Below are 14523 nucleotides of genomic sequence, written 5' to 3' on the forward strand. Positions count from 1 at the left end.
AATGGAATTAGAAGCAGCAAAAATGATCGGAGCAGGACTAGCAGCAATAGCTCTAGCGGGTGCCGGTGTTGGGATCGGAATTATCTTTGGTAATTACCTTTCTGGCGCGATGAGAAACCCATCTGCAGCTCAAAAACAATTTCCTAATCTTTTATTAGGTTTTGCTTTAGCTGAAGCAACGGGCCTATTTGGATTAGTTGTAGCGTTAATTATTTTATTTGCATTTTAAATTTAATGATTAAAAAAATATTTTTTCAGTCGATATTTTTAAGCTTCCTGTTTTTTATGGAAGCTTTTGCAGCTGAAAGCGGTGGAATGCCTCAATTAAATTCAGAGTTTTGGGTTTCTCAAATTTTTTGGTTAATTATTACTTTTGGAATTTTATATGTTGTTTTATCTAAACTTATACTTCCAAAAATAAGTGCCAATCTAGAAACTAGAAAATCTCAAATTTTAGAAAATATTGAGGCTGCAGAAAAGCAAAGAGAAGAAAGTGAACAAAAAATTGAAGAATACGAAAAGATAGTACAATCGAGCAAGAATGAAGCAAAAAACTACTTTAAACAAGCTAGAGAAAAAGTACTGAAAGATATTGGTGTAAAGAAGGAAATACTAGAAAAAGAGCTTGATGAAGAAGTTAATAAAGCTGAGATTGAGATAAAAACTTTTAGAGATAATGCACCAGAAAAAATCAAAAAAATTGCTGTAGAGACCTCTTCGGACTTACTACAGGAGCTAATAGGAGCTGAAGTTAACAGTAGTAGTATTTCTGCAATAGTAGAAGATCTTTCAAGAAAAAAAATGGATGAATATTATGGTAATTGATGCAACTTTTTGGGTAGCTATATCCTTTTTAATATTTATTGGAGCTTTAGTTTATTTAAAAATACCTCAAAAGATTAATGAACTTTTAAATAAGCTTATCCTTGATATTAAAAATGAAATAGATGAAAGTGAAAAACTAAGACAAGAGGCAAAGGTTTTATTGGATAACGCTCAAAATAAACTTGATACCGCACAAACTGTGAGCAATGATATTTTACAACAAGCCAAAAAAGATAGCGATCATCTTATAATCGAAATGAATGATAAATTTCATAAATCTTCAGAAATTAAAAAAAGTTTAGCAGAAAATAAAATTTCACAAATGAAAGAAGCTGCACTTAAAGAAATAAAAGATGTTTCAATTAAAATTGCTGTTGATTCTGTTAAAAAAATTATTAACACATCTGTTGATAAATCAAAACTTGATGGTCTTTTTGAAAAAAACCTTGAAGAAACAAAAATAGCTTTAAAAAAAATAAGCTCATAATTACCTTACAATTTTTTAAAAAAACTATAAATTAACCCAATGAAATCTATTGTCATTGGTTCTGGATTTGGTGGTATAGCTGCAGCATTAAGATTAAGAGCCAAAAATCATAAAGTAACTTTAATAGAAAAACACCCTGACTTGGGTGGAAGAGCTAGAGTGTTTAAAAAAAATGGTTTTACTTTTGACGCTGGTCCAACAGTAATTACTGCGCCATATCTAATTGAAGAGCTTTTCACTTTATTTAATAAGAAGTCTCAAGATTACATAAAACTCACTCCCTTAAAAATTTGGTATAGATTTATTTATGAAGATGGAGGTGTATTTGATTACTCTGGTGATGAAGATCAAATGAAAAAACAAATTGAAGAAATAAACAAAGATGATGTCAAAGGATATGAACAACTTGTAAAATTTACAAAAAAAATATTTGATAAAGGCTTCACAGAACTAGCTGATGTTCCATTTGATAAACCTCTTGTGATGATGAAACAATTACCTTCTTTACTAAAACTTAAAAGCTATAAATCAGTTTATTCATTAGTTTCTTCATATATAAAAAATGAAAAATTAAGACGTATGCTAAGTATGCATCCTCTATTAGTTGGCGGAAACCCCTTTACTACAACATCAATATACGGATTAATTCTATATCTCGAAAAAAAATGGGGCATACATTACTCAATGGGTGGAACTGGGAACATAATCAGTGGCTTAGAAAAATTAATGATTGAACAAGAAATTGAATTAATCAAGGGACATGAAGTAACAGAAATAATTTCAAGTAATGGAAAAATTAGTGGAGTAAAATTAGACAATCAAAAAGAAATACTTTCAAATAATGTAATATGTAATGCTGATCCTCCTGCTGTATATGAAAAACTTCTAAGTCTAAATAAAACAAGCCCTCTATTTAAATGGAAACAAAATCGAATGCAGTATTCTATGGGTCTATTTGTTTACTATTTTGGAACAAAAAAAACATACCCAGATGTTGAGCATCACACAATCAAATTTGGTGATAAATATAAAGAACACCTGTGTGATATTTTTGATAATAAAAAATTAAATGATGACATAAGCTATTACCTTCATAGACCATCAGCTACAGACAAATCAATGGCGCCTGAAGGAAATGATTGCTTTTATGTTCTTGTGCCCGTCCCAAACAATCAATCCAAAATTGATTGGAAAATTGAAGGTGAAAAAATGAAGAATTTAGTAATAGATAAAATGGAAAAAGCATTACTACCGAATCTTAGAAAAAATATTATTGAAGATTTCTACTTAACGCCAGATTATTTTGAAAATAAATTGAATACCAAATTTGGATCAGGTTTTTCGATCCAGCCAAAATTTACTCAATCTGCATATTTTAGATTTCATAATAAATCAGAAATTTATGATGGATTATACTTTGTTGGAGCAGGAACGCACCCCGGTGCAGGGGTTCCAGGTGTACTCTCTTCAGCAAAGGTTTTAGATAAAATATTATAATGTCAAAAAATAATTATTTATCTATTTATGCCAAGTCGTTTAACTGGGCAGGTTTTTTTTTACCAAAAAATATTTATGAAAAATGCTCATCTCTTTATGATTTTTGTCGAACAATAGATAATATTGCTGATGATAAAAATGAACTAAGTATTAAAAAGAAAAATTTATTAATTTTTAAGAATAATTTTATAAATAAAAATTTTGATAATTTGATAATAAAAAATATGTGGATCCTTATGGAGGAAAATAAAATTTCAATCAAGATTGTTGAAGATTTATTTGATGGTATTGAGTCTGATTTAAATGAGGTAGTTAAATTTAACAAAAAAAAAGAATTGTTAATATACTCTTATAGGGTTGCTGGTACTGTAGGCTTAATGATGGCAAAAATTTTAGGTGTACAAAATAAAAACTCCATGAAATCAGCAATAGATCTTGGTATTGCAATGCAATTAACAAATATTTCAAGAGATGTAATTGAGGATATGAATAATAATAGATTTTATATTAATCATGACTTCGAGACTATAAAGAATACATTAAGTATGGCTGATTTGTTCTACGAAAGCTCCTTTGCCTCTATAAAAGAAATTCCTTTTAGGTTTAGGTTTGCAATACTTGTTGCTAGAAGAATTTATAGAAAAATTGGTGCTAAAATTTTACATAAAGAAAATATATACAATTACAATAGAAGCGGAAAAATATATGTAGCTAATTTAGGTAAGTTGTACCAAACATTTCTATCTATATTAGACTTGATAAAACTCATATTTATAAATGAAAAAAACCACCTTAGAAATAAAGAGCATCTTTTAATCAATGAAGAAATAGATTTAAATGAAAGAATTTGATTATATCATAATTGGAGGTGGATGTGCAGGATTGTCACTTGCGTATGAGTTGGACCTTCATAACAAGCTAAAAGATGCAACCTTAGCAATCATAGAGCCACGATTAGAATACAAAAGAGATAAGACTTGGTCTTATTGGAAGACCATAGATCATAACTTTCAAGATTGTGTTCAGAAAACTTGGAATAATTTTTCAATAAATATACCTGGAAAAACAAAATTTTTAGAGTGCAACGGATTACCTTATGAAGCTATAGATAGTGGTTTATTTTATGAAAAAATAAATACACGATTAAAAAAAAATAAAAATATTAGCTTTTACAAAAATACTAATGAAATAGACCTAAATAGTGCTTTTATCTTTAATAGCGTTCCCCTACTGGATTCTAAAGAGGATAAGCTCTGGCAACATTTTAAAGGTATTGAAATTGAAACTAAAAAAAACGTATTTGATGATGAAATTTTTAATTTGATGGATTTTGATTGTGATCAACGTGATAGTGTTCATTTTTTTTACACATTACCTTATACAGAAAATAAAGCTTTAATTGAAACTACTTGGTTATCTAAGATAAAAAATGATTCTTTAAAAGATTATGATGAACAATTAAAAAATTATATAAGAAATCATCTTAATATCAGAGATTATAAAGTTAACTATAGCGAAGTAGGTGCAATCCCATTATTTCATCCCACAATTTCTAATGAAAGAAATAAAATGAACATTGGTACTGCTGGGGGAATGACTCGATTGAGTACTGGTTATACCTTTTTAAATATACAAGAGCACAGCAAATACATAAGAAAAAATATTCACACTATCAAAGAGAGTAAAAGATATGAAATTAATAAAAAATATAAATTTTTGGACGAAATATTTTTAAAAGTTCTTAATTACCATCCTGAAAAAATGGCAAATATATTTTTTGATATGTTTAACAATTCGCCTGAGACAATTATTAAATTTTTGTCTAATAAAAGTACTTTATTACAAGATTTATTTATAATACTTAAAATGCCTAAATGGCTTTTTATCAAAATATTTTTTAAAAATGATAAATAATCAAATTAAAAAAATTAATTTCTTTCATTCTATTATTTTTTTATTTTTTTCTACTTCACTTGCTCTTATTTTTGATCAATTTAAAAGTCTGTCTATATCTCCAATTATTTGTCTATTACTAATCCTATCAATTGGAATCTCACATGGTGCATTGGATAATCAAAAAGGTAAAAGGCTGATAAAATTATATAATATTAATAATATTTATTATTTTTACTTAATTTATTTAATAATTGCTGCTACTATAATTATTATTTGGCTGCTTGCGCCAACTTTATCACTGATTATTTTTTTAGTTGTTGCTGCCTATCATTTTGGTAAAGAAGATACAGAATTTCTAATAACTAAAAAATCTAACATAGATATAATTCTTTATTTTCTAAAAGGAATATTAATTATTATTGCACCCTTAATGTTTCATTTTGTTGAAACAATCAATATTTTTAAATTATTATTAATACAAAATGAAAGTTTTTATTTATTTTTAAATTTTATAGAAAATAATTATATAATTTCTTTTATTTTTTTAATCTCCTTACTCACAAATATTTATTTTTTTTTGAAAGGTTTCAAACTAGTTAACTTATTGATATTTTTTGACTTCACATCAATTTTAATTTTAAATTACTTCTTTGCACCTTTGGTAGCCTTCACATTATATTTTTGCTTTTTGCATTCTTTTAGGCACTCTCTTTCATTAATTACTGAATTAGATAAGTATAATTTTAAAAATGGGCTATTAATTTTTATCAAAAAAGCTGCGCCCTTGACCATTTTGACTGCTATTTTCTATTTGCTAAGCTTATATTATCTTTCAAATCACTACCTAGTAAACGAGGCAATATATAAAGTTATATTTATTGGTTTGGCGTCCTTAACCTTTCCACATATATTGCTTGAATACTTTCTAGAAAAAAATGAAAAATAAAGAAATTAAAATATTATTATCAGCACCACGTGGCTTTTGCGCTGGTGTTGAGCGAGCTATAGAAATTGTCAAAAAAAGTATTACAAAATATGGAGCTCCAGTTTATGTGCGTCATGAAATAGTTCATAACAAATATGTTGTGGATAGTCTTAAGACAATTGGTGCAATATTTGTAGAAGAACTTGATGAGATTAAAGATAAAAGTAGGCCTGTAATATTTTCTGCTCATGGTGTTCCAAAATCAGTACCAGAACAAGCAAATGGCTATAAAATGGAATATATAGATGCTACTTGTCCACTTGTATCCAAAGTACATAGAGAAGCAGAAAATCTTTATAAAGCTGGATACCATATTGTCCTTATAGGACATATTAATCATCCCGAAGTTATAGGAACTATGGGGCAATTGCCTGAAGGCTCAATTGATTTAATTCAGGATGAACATGATGTTGAGACTTATGAACTAGATGACAATAAAAAAATTGCTTATGTTACCCAGACAACACTCTCAGTTGATGACACAAAAAATATAATTAAAGCTTTAAAAAAAAAGTTTCCTAAAATTAAAGAACCATTTAAAGAGGATATTTGTTACGCAACTACTAATCGTCAATCTGCTGTAAAAAATATAGCTAAAAAATGTGACATGTTTTTTGTTTTAGGAAGCAGAAATTCTTCAAATTCTGTGCGCCTAGTTGAGGTAGCTGAACAATCAGGGTGTCCTCATTCTGAATTGATACACTCCGATAGTGAAATTCCATTTGAAAAATTAGAAAATTGCAAAGTTATTGGTATTTCCTCTGGAGCCTCTGCACCAGAAATTTTAGTTGAAAACTTTATTAACGAAATTAAAAGTAAATTTAAAGTAAAAATCGAAATAGCTGAGATCATAAAAGAAAACATTGTATTTAAAGTTCCAGGAAAATTGAATTAAATGGCTGTATACACGAAGTTAATTAAAAAAGATATTTCATCATTAATTAACAATTATCAAATTAATAAAATAGAAAAATTCCAAGGTATAAAAAAAGGAATTGAAAATACAAATTATTTATTAAAAACAAAACAGAATAAATTTATTTTAACAATTTTTGAAAAGCGGGTTAAAAAAAAGGATCTACCTTTTTTTATGAATTTAATGGAGAAGTTAAATCATAAAAAAATTATTTGTCCTAAACCTTTAAGAGCTAAAAAGGGAACGCATATAACCAATATTAAAACAAAATCAGCCTGTATTGTAAGTTTTTTAGAAGGCAAAGATAAAAAAATCCTTAACAATAAAAACTGTTTTGATGTAGGAAAAAATATTGCAAAATTTCATAAAGTTACTACAAAATTAAAATTATATAGGCAAAATTCTATGTCGATACATAGACTTAATGGTTTGTTGAAAACTATAAAATTTAAATCTAATCAAATTACACCTAATCTTAAAAACACGCTCAACCTGTGTCTAAAAGATATCAAAAATAAATGGCCCAAAAATCTACCTCAAGGAATTATTCATGGTGATCTTTTTATAGATAATATTTTTTTTAATAAAAATAAATTTTCAGGTTTTATTGATTTTTATTTTTCATCTAATGACTATTTGATATATGAAATTGCAATCTGCATTAATGCTTTATGCTTTGATAAAAAAAAAATATGTTTGTAATGAATAGTAGTAAAATTAAAAACTTAATTAATGGATATGAAAGTATAAGAACTTTATCTAAAAAAGAAAAAGATGCACTAAATGTAATGTGTAGAGGTGCTGCATTACGATATCTTTTAACAAGGATATATGATTATTTTAACACTCCAAAAACTGCTTTGATTAAAATAAAAGACCCTATGGAATATCTACAAAAATTAATTATTCACAATAATCTTAGTCACTATAAAGATTATTATAAGTAATGATTAAAATTTATACAGATGGATCATGTTTAAATAACCCCGGTAATGGTGGTTGGGCTGCAATTATAAACCAAAATGGTGAAGTCAAAGAAATTAGTGGGAGCGTAAAAGACACTACTAATAATAAAATGGAATTGATGGCTCCTATTATGGCTCTAAAACAAATTAAACAAAATGATCAAATTGAAATCTATACAGACTCACAATATGTAAGATTAGGAATTACTGAATGGGTGCATAAATGGATAAAAAATAATTGGCAAACTTCAAAGAAAGAACCTGTTAAGAATAAAGAACTTTGGATACAACTATACGAGCTAACAAATCAATTTGAAATAAAATGGATTTGGGTTAAAGCACATGCAGGTAATGCCCTAAATGAAGAAGTAGATTTACTCGCAAAAAAAGCTGCTGAATTAAACTAATGATAGAAAATTTTGTGCTGCTGAAATTTCACAAGCACCAACGTCTTCCTCTTCTTGTAATTTAATAACTTTAAGATTATCAATTAACATTGTGTATCTATTAGATCTAATTCCCAATCCTCTGGCACTTTTATCTACATCTGCACCTATTGCTTTTGTAAATTCTAAGAAAGGATCTGCCATCATTATAATTTTATTTTCTACATTTTGGCTTTTCCCCCAAGAGTCCATTACAAACGGATCATTTACAGAAATACAGACGATGTGATCTATGCCTTTTTCTTTATATTTTTCATAGTTATTTACGTATCCAGGCAAGTGTTTAGCTGAACAAACGGATGTATATGCTCCTGGTAAACCAAAAAGAACAATTTTTTTATCCTTATAAAATTCATGCGTATTTTTTTTAGTAGGATTACCATCTTCCATAATAAAAAATTCTGAATTTGGTATGTTATCGTTCTCTTTTAATTTCATTATAATTTTTCCTTAATATATTTTTGAGTTTCATTTATATTATTAGAAATTATATCATAATTTTCTTTTTCATTCATTATATATTGTAATTCATTTGGAAGACTTGACTTGATACCAATTGATTTATCAATTGCGTCTGGAAACTTACAGGGGTGTGCTGTTGCTAAAACAATATTGTTACCTTCTGGGTTAATTTTTTTTAATGCACCAAAGCCTATTGCACTGTGGGGGTCTAATATAACATTATATCTATTATGAACATCTTTAATAATATTTAAAACTTCAGTTTCACTCATATTTTCTGAAAGAAAATCTTTACTAATTTTTTGTAATTTATCTTTTGGAATAATATATTTTCCCTCTTCTTTAATTTTTTTCATAACATTGCCAGTTTCAACATCATTAAAATCATTTAAATCATAAATTAATCTTTCAAAATTACTTGCAATTTGAATATCCATACTTGGCGAATTTGTTTCAATCACTGTTTCAGCTTCATATTTTCCATTTGTGATTGCTCTATGCAAAATATCATTTTGATTTGTCGCTACTATAAGTTTATTTATTGGTAGACCCATTTTTTTAGAAAGATAACCAGCATAAACATCGCCAAAATTACCAGTTGGAACTGAAAAATTAACAAGCCTGTCATCCCGTATTTGAAAATATGTATAAAAATAATAAACAGCTTGTGCAATAATTCTTGCCCAATTTATTGAATTTACACCAGACATGTTTATTGAATTAGAGAATTCTTTATCTGCAAACATTGCCTTAACTAAATTTTGACAATCATCAAAATTACCATTTATAGCAATATTAAATACATTTTTTTCTTTAACTGTAGACATTATTTTTCTCTGAACCTGTGAAACTTTATTGTGTGGGTGTAGAACAAATATATTTATATTCTCTTTACCCTTAATTGCATCTATAGCAGCAGCACCAGTATCTCCTGATGTTGCAACTATAATATTAATTTGTTTACTATTTTTACTTAGATAATATTCATAAAAATTACCAAGTAACTGCATTGCTATATCCTTAAAAGCAAGTGTTGGACCATGAAATAATTCTAAAATCTTAGCATCACCAATTTTTATCAAATCTACGACGTTATCTTTTCGAAATGAAGAATATGACTTGTCTACAATTAATGACAGCTCTGCTTCTGTCATGAAATCACCAATAAATGGGAAAATTATTTTTTTTGCTAAGTCTTGATAGCTTAAATTACTTAAAGAGTTTAATTCTTCAGTAGTGTATTTTTTTATTTTTTTTGGGATAAATAGACCACCATCATCTGCTAGTCCTTTGATAAATACCTCCTCAAAACTGTACTCTTTTGAGTTATCTCTAGTGCTTATATATTTCATCTAATAATTTTTTTTTCTCAAATATAAATATATTAAAAGAATTGAAATCGCTAACGAAAACCAAGTTAATGCATATTTTTTATGATTATTTGAAATATTTGCTGTAATTGATTTTGGTTTAGGAAATTCATTATTTCCAGAAAGATAAATTACATAAGGAGAAAAATTTTTACCTGTGAATTTAAAAATATCATCTCTATCTAATGTAAACCAGTAATTTTCAGATAGATCGTTTTCAGGCTTAAATATATTGGGTTTGATTTGTTTTCTCAAAACTCCATTAATATAGTTTTCATCTATTACGTTTATAGTTTCATCTTCTTTTTTATTAAATGGTATCCAGCCTCTATTTAATAAATAGTTATTATTGCCAACTTTTAATGGGTTAATAACTTCAAAGCCCGGTTTCCCTTTTTCATTTAAGTTATAAAGATAAATTTGTTTTTCAAAATCAATTGATCCTCTAGTTTTAACTCTAAGATAATTTTTATGTTTACTGTTTGATAAATTGACAGGTATGTCTTTCAGAGATGTCTCTATTTGATTAATTAATTCTAATTTCCAATTAAGTCTAATAATTTGCCAACTCCCTAATGCTAGAAAGACAGAAATGAAGAAAAATACAAAAATAGAAAATGAAAATTTATATCTCAAGAGCTAAAAATTAACTTCCCCAAATATAAATGGCAGCAAATAAAAATAGCCACACAACATCTACAAAGTGCCAATACCAAGCAGCTGCTTCAAATCCAAAGTGATGCTCTTCAGTAAAGTGACCTTTTCTTGCTCTCATTAAACATACCGCTAAAAATATAGTACCAATGATAACGTGAAAACCATGAAAGCCTGTTGCCATATAAAATACTGAGCCATATATATTTCCTGCAAAATCAAAAGTTGCATGCTGATATTCATAAACTTGCAGTAGTGAAAAAGAAAAACCAAGTATCACTGTTAGAACTAGTCCTTGAATAAAGCTTTTTCTATCACCTTCTAGCAATGCGTGGTGTGACCATGTTACTGTCGTTCCTGATAATAATAAAATTAATGTATTGATTAGTGGGATATCCCATGGATCAAAAGTTACAATATCTTTAGGTGGCCATATTCCTCCTATTGCTAAAGATGGAAATAAACTTGCATCAAAATAAGCCCAAAACCATGCAACAAAGAACATAACTTCTGAAGCAATGAACAATGTCATTCCATATCTGTGGTGAATTTGTACTACTGGTGTGTGATGACCTTGGTGCTCTGCTTCGATAACAACATCTCTAAACCACATGTATGTTCCATATAATAGTAGTGCTAATCCCAAATACATTCCCCAAGAAACTTCGCTATGTAGATAATAAACTGAACCTATTGCTAAAATTAAGCATGAAAATGAAACGTAGATAGGCCATGGACTTGGGTCTACTAAATGATAGTCATGTTTTTTTTCTGCGGACATTTTTATAATTTTGATTGGTTATAGTAATCTGATGAAAAAAAAGTATAGGACATAGTTACATCTTTAATATTTTTAGTATTGGGATCATTTACCATTTCTGGATCCAAATAAAAAGTCATAATATAAGTGGCCTTTTCGCCTGCTTTTAAGGCCTGTTTTTCAAAACAAAAACATCCCAATTTGCTATAATATTTACCAAATGATGATGGAGAAACATTGAAAGATGCAACTCCATAAGTCGTTTCATTGCCATAGTTTTCAACTTCAAATTCGATTCGGTTCACTTGACCAATTTTAACATCCATAACATTTGTTTTTGCTTTAAAATTCCAAGGAAGTTTATTTACATTTGTATCAAAACGAACGCTAACTTTTTGGTTTAAAATTATATCTGGCGCTTCTCTTGATATTTGTGTTGTTCCACCAAACCCAGTTACTCTACAAAATAAATCATACAAGGGTACTGCAGCAAATGAGAGTCCTAACATTAAAAAAAATATTCCAGCTAAAAGAATTGGAGTTAAGGTTTTATTTTTCACTATATTGATCTATCAAAAACACCCGTATTATAAAGTGTAAAAAAAAACAGAAATATCATAAATCCTATTATTGCTACTGCTGTTAAAATATTTTTTCGCTTAGTTTTTTTGTCTGGTATCATCATAATATCTTATCTATCAAAAAAATAACGAATATCAAAAACAAATATAAAATTGAATATCCAAATATTGTTTTTGCTTTCTTGGGGTTAAATTTATTTTTTTTAAACTTATAAAGCTCAAAACATAAAATGTTATAATACAATGTAAGCATTAGGGCTGGTACTAGAAATACTAATCCAACAAAATCTATTGCGTAGGGTAAAATAACCATTGGCAACATTAATAATGAATAAACTAAAATATTTATTTTAGTGCTCTCTATCCCATTAGTTAATGGAAGCATTGGAATTTTTGCCTTTTTATAATCATCTGATTTATAAAGACTTAACGCCCAAAAATGCGATGGTGTCCAAAAAAATATAATCAGAAAAAAGGTTATTGGCTCAAGAGATAATGAGTTAGTTGCTATAGTCCATCCAATTACTGGCGGTAATGCTCCTGCAGCACCTCCAATGACAATGTTTTGTGGAGTTTTTCTCTTTAACCAGATTGTATAAACAAAAACATAAAATAAAATTGTAAACAGCAGTAATACTGCTGAAATTGTATTAGCAAAATAATCTAATGCGATTACTGAAAAAAATGAAAGTGATGTTCCAAAAATTAAGGCTTGGTTTTTATTAACCTTTCCCATTGGAATTGGTCTCAAGCAAGTTCTTGTCATTAATGCATCAAGATCAGATTCGTACCACATATTTAGAGCACCAGCGGCTCCTGCACCAATTGATACTAAAAGAATTGCAATCATTGCATCTTTTGTAGAAACTGTAGAAGGCGCCATTAATAAACCCACAGCACACGTGAAGATTACCAAAGACATTACCCTTGGTTTCATTAGCTTGAATAATTCAGAAAAATTAAACACATTCACTTGGTTTAAATTTCTATTTTTTAATTTAGAGTTAATCATCAATATTTAATATAGAAAAAGCTGTAACTTTATTAACTAGATACTTTTTCAGCACCATCTGGATCTTCAAATTTTGGTAATTCCTCAAAAGTATGAAAATTTGGTGGTGATGGTACAGTCCATTCTAGAGTTGTAGCTCCTTCTCCCCAAGGGCTCTGAGCTGCAGCTTTTTTCTTAGAAAAAGAATAAATTAAGTTAGCAAAAAATACTAGTAAGCCAGCAACCGCTATGTATGAGCCGATTGACGAAACATAATTCCATCCAGCAAATGCATCAGGGTAATCAGCATATCTTCTTGGCATTCCAGCTAAACCTAAAAAATGTTGAGGGAAAAATACTAAGTTCACTCCAATGAATGTTAACCAAAAATGTAATTGTCCCATCCATTCTGAATACTCATACCCAGACATTTTACCAAACCAATAATAAAATCCTGCAAAGATTGCAAATACTGCACCTAAAGATAATACATAATGAAAGTGAGCAACTACATAATAAGTATCATGCATTGCAGTATCAACACCTGCATTTGCAAGAACAACACCTGTTACACCACCTACTGTAAATAAAAATATAAAACCTAATGCCCACATCATGGGAGTTTTAAATGAAATTGATCCACCCCACATTGTTGCAATCCATGAAAATATTTTAATCCCTGTTGGGACCGCAATAATCATTGTTGCAGCTAAAAAATATGCTTTAGTGTCTGTACTTAAACCTACCGTATACATGTGGTGAGCCCAAACAACAAACCCAACAACCCCAATTGAAACCATCGCATAAGCCATTCCTAAATATCCAAATACAGGTTTCTTAGAAAATGTTGAAACGATATGACTGATCATTCCAAAGCCAGGTAAAATTAAAATATAAACTTCAGGGTGACCAAAGAACCAAAATAAGTGTTGGTATAAAACTGGATCTCCTCCAGTTTGAGCATCAAAAAATGCTGTTCCAAAATTTCTATCTGTTAAAAGCATTGTGATAGCACCAGCTAAAACAGGTAGTGATAGTAATAATAAAAATGCTGTAACTAAAACAGACCAAGCAAATAAAGGCATTTTATGCAAAGTCATGCCTGGCGTTCTCATATTTAAAATTGTTGTAATAAAGTTAACTGCTCCTAAAATTGAAGAAGCTCCAGCTAAGTGTAAGCTTAAAATAGCAAAATCCATAGCAGGTCCTGGTTGTCCAGCTTTTGACGATAAAGGTGGATATAAAGTCCATCCTCCACCAACACCTTGCTGACCTGGAGGGCCATCTACAAATATTGAAAGTAATAGTAAAATAAATGAAGCTGGTAATAACCAAAATGAAATATTATTCATTCTTGGAAAAGCCATATCAGGTGCACCGATCATAATTGGGACAAACCAATTACCAAATCCACCAATCATTGCAGGCATTACCATAAAGAAAATCATTATTAATCCATGGCCTGTAACCAACACATTATATAAGTGATAGTTGCCACCTAAAATTCCATCACCTGGATGCATCAATTCAATTCTCATTAATACTGAAAAAGCTGTACCAATAATTCCTGCAACAATTGCAAAAATTAAATACATTGTACCAATGTCTTTGTGGTTAGTTGAGTAAGCCCAACGTTTCCAACCTGTTGGTGTGTGATGATCGTCGTGTGATGCTGTTTTTGTGTACAT

Annotated in this window: 16 protein-coding genes and 1 pseudogene; 10 read left to right on the top strand and 7 right to left on the bottom strand. The window is 28.9% G+C overall.

What is annotated here, in order from left to right:
- Position 1: 1 nt before the first annotated feature.
- The 10 genes and pseudogenes from AC5SL4_RS05565 to rnhA all read left to right on the top strand — a co-directional run bounded on the left by AC5SL4_RS05565 (position 2) and on the right by rnhA (position 7978).
- Positions 2-229, top strand: coding sequence for a F0F1 ATP synthase subunit C (locus AC5SL4_RS05565; RefSeq protein ID WP_006997791.1), 228 nt, complete (start codon positions 2-4; stop codon positions 227-229).
- A gap of 5 nt (positions 230-234) precedes the next feature.
- On the top strand, positions 235-825 hold the full coding sequence (locus AC5SL4_RS05570; RefSeq protein WP_494587224.1) for a F0F1 ATP synthase subunit B family protein: 591 nt from the start codon (positions 235-237) through the stop codon (positions 823-825).
- Positions 806-1312 carry a F0F1 ATP synthase subunit B family protein gene (locus tag AC5SL4_RS05575; RefSeq protein WP_006997789.1) on the top strand — a complete coding sequence of 169 codons (507 nt, stop codon included), beginning with the start codon at positions 806-808 and terminating at the stop codon, positions 1310-1312. Before AC5SL4_RS05570 ends, AC5SL4_RS05575 begins: the two co-directional genes overlap by 20 nt.
- A 39-nt stretch (positions 1313-1351) precedes the next feature.
- Complete coding sequence (gene crtI / locus AC5SL4_RS05580; protein WP_494587225.1) at positions 1352-2809, top strand: phytoene desaturase family protein; 1458 nt, start codon at positions 1352-1354, stop codon at positions 2807-2809.
- On the top strand, positions 2809-3660 hold the full coding sequence (locus AC5SL4_RS05585) for a phytoene/squalene synthase family protein (protein WP_006997787.1): 852 nt from the start codon (positions 2809-2811) through the stop codon (positions 3658-3660). The genes crtI and AC5SL4_RS05585 overlap by 1 nt, the downstream gene beginning before the upstream one ends.
- Complete coding sequence (locus AC5SL4_RS05590) at positions 3647-4723, top strand: lycopene cyclase family protein (protein WP_494587226.1); 1077 nt, start codon at positions 3647-3649, stop codon at positions 4721-4723. The genes AC5SL4_RS05585 and AC5SL4_RS05590 overlap by 14 nt, the downstream gene beginning before the upstream one ends.
- Positions 4713-5651, top strand: coding sequence for a Brp/Blh family beta-carotene 15,15'-dioxygenase (locus AC5SL4_RS05595; protein WP_027307172.1), 939 nt, complete (start codon positions 4713-4715; stop codon positions 5649-5651). The genes AC5SL4_RS05590 and AC5SL4_RS05595 overlap by 11 nt, the downstream gene beginning before the upstream one ends.
- Positions 5641-6585, top strand: a complete 945-nt coding sequence (ispH, locus tag AC5SL4_RS05600; RefSeq protein WP_494587227.1) for a 4-hydroxy-3-methylbut-2-enyl diphosphate reductase — start codon at positions 5641-5643, stop codon at positions 6583-6585. Before AC5SL4_RS05595 ends, ispH begins: the two co-directional genes overlap by 11 nt.
- Positions 6586-7553 (top strand): annotated as a pseudogene (locus AC5SL4_RS05605) (homoserine kinase). It begins immediately after the preceding gene.
- Positions 7553-7978: a ribonuclease HI gene (gene rnhA, locus AC5SL4_RS05610; protein WP_011281491.1), complete on the top strand. Its 426-nt coding sequence runs from the start codon at positions 7553-7555 to the stop codon at positions 7976-7978. Before AC5SL4_RS05605 ends, rnhA begins: the two are co-directional and overlap by 1 nt.
- Here the strand turns inward: rnhA and AC5SL4_RS05615 are convergent.
- From AC5SL4_RS05615 to ctaD, 7 genes are all read right to left on the bottom strand, one after another.
- Positions 7970-8455, bottom strand: a complete 486-nt coding sequence (locus AC5SL4_RS05615; RefSeq protein WP_494587228.1) for a peroxiredoxin — start codon at positions 8453-8455, stop codon at positions 7970-7972. The genes rnhA and AC5SL4_RS05615 overlap by 9 nt on opposite strands.
- Positions 8455-9831 (bottom strand): threonine synthase, encoded by a 1377-nt coding sequence (thrC, locus tag AC5SL4_RS05620; protein WP_494587229.1) that lies wholly within the window; start codon positions 9829-9831, stop codon positions 8455-8457. The genes AC5SL4_RS05615 and thrC overlap by 1 nt, the downstream gene beginning before the upstream one ends.
- Entirely contained in the window at positions 9832-10485 is a 654-nt protein-coding gene (locus AC5SL4_RS05625) for an SURF1 family protein (RefSeq protein WP_494587230.1), read from the bottom strand.
- Positions 10486-10495: 10 nt separating this feature from the next.
- A complete protein-coding gene (locus AC5SL4_RS05630) occupies positions 10496-11284 on the bottom strand; it encodes a cytochrome c oxidase subunit 3 (RefSeq protein WP_006997778.1) in 789 nt (262 codons plus the stop codon).
- A 2-nt stretch (positions 11285-11286) separates the two neighbouring features.
- On the bottom strand, positions 11287-11823 hold the full coding sequence (locus tag AC5SL4_RS05635; RefSeq protein ID WP_011281494.1) for a cytochrome c oxidase assembly protein: 537 nt from the start codon (positions 11821-11823) through the stop codon (positions 11287-11289).
- A 121-nt stretch (positions 11824-11944) separates the two neighbouring features.
- The gene (gene cyoE / locus AC5SL4_RS05640; RefSeq protein WP_006997775.1) at positions 11945-12856 is read right to left on the bottom strand and encodes a heme o synthase; all 912 of its coding nucleotides are present in this window, start codon (positions 12854-12856) and stop codon (positions 11945-11947) included.
- 32 nt (positions 12857-12888) lie between these two features.
- Complete coding sequence (ctaD, locus tag AC5SL4_RS05645) at positions 12889-14523, bottom strand: cytochrome c oxidase subunit I (RefSeq protein ID WP_494587231.1); 1635 nt, start codon at positions 14521-14523, stop codon at positions 12889-12891.

The organism is Candidatus Pelagibacter sp. PS_02 (genome assembly GCF_059418065.1).